2 protein-coding genes are annotated in these 995 nt (G+C 77.5%); both read left to right on the forward strand.

Annotation, left to right across the window (positions count from 1 at the left end):
- Positions 1 to 52 precede the first annotated feature (52 nt).
- A complete protein-coding gene (locus HCN51_RS62015) occupies positions 53 to 175 on the forward strand; it encodes a hypothetical protein (protein ID WP_277350335.1) in 123 nt (40 codons plus the stop codon).
- A gap of 37 nt (positions 176 to 212) precedes the next feature.
- A partial coding sequence (locus tag HCN51_RS57730) for a YcaO-like family protein (protein WP_168022227.1) occupies positions 213 to 995 on the forward strand: 783 nt, incomplete at its 3' end.

Consider the following 995-nt stretch of genomic DNA (forward strand, 5'->3'; position numbering starts at 1 on the left):
ATCCGCCCGCCCGGCCTGGCTACCGTGAGAAGCGAGGAGAAAGGGGAGCCCCATGGGTAACGTCGTCGACTACGTCTCCGTCGCCTCCCTCGACCGGTGGGACCAGCACCTCACCGAGGCCGAGCTGGACCGCCTGGAGGAGCTGACGGCCACGGCCGGGGATGAGGAGGGGTAGACCCGCCCGCCGGGCGCGCTGCCCGGTGGAGCGGGAGGTGCCGCTCGCCGAGGCCGGCCGGCGCTCGGTGGCGGCACTCGCGGCGCTGGGCCTGCGGGCGCGGCTCGTGGACGTGGGCGGCGGCCGTGATCCGGCCGCCTGGTGGTGCGGGCTGCTCGACGGGGCGGGCTCGGCGCCGGTCGCGTCCGGGATGGGCAAGGGCGCCCCCGACGAGGCCCGCCTCGGCGCGCTCTTCGAGGCCATCGAGCACCACCTGACCGGCCCCGCCTGCTTCGACGCGGATGCCGTGGAGCCCGCCCCTCCGGCCGCGCTCGCCGCCGGGCCGCTGCGCGCGGACGCCTGCGCCCCGCTGCTGGCCCCCATGCCCGGACGGCGGATGGCCTGCCGTCGATACCGCGCCCTCGACGGCGGGGGCGGCGCCCTCGTGCCGCTGTTCCTGGCCGCGCCCTGGTACCTGGAGGCCGGGGCCGCCCCGCTGCGCGAGCGGGCCGGCGACGACAGCGACTACACCCACCTCATGCGGTACAGCTGCAACAGCGGCTCGGCCGTCGGCGTCACCGCCGCCGAGGCGGTGCTGCACGCCCTCAACGAGGCGATCGAGCGCGACGCCCTGTCCTTGCTGCTGGTCCGAGCCTTCCTGCGCGGGCGCCCGTTCCGGCCCAGGCTCGTCGATCCGGGGACGCTGCCGGGGCCCGCCGCCAGGGCGTACGCGGTGGCGGCGGAGCTGACCGGGTCCCCGGTGCACCTGCTGGACATCACCACCGACCTCGGGGTGCCGAGCATGCTGGCGTACACGGCCCCCGCCTGCGGCCGCCCGCAC

Origin of the sequence: Nonomuraea composti, from assembly GCF_012034275.1 — a bacterium.
Lineage (GTDB): Bacteria > Actinomycetota > Actinomycetes > Streptosporangiales > Streptosporangiaceae > Nonomuraea > Nonomuraea composti.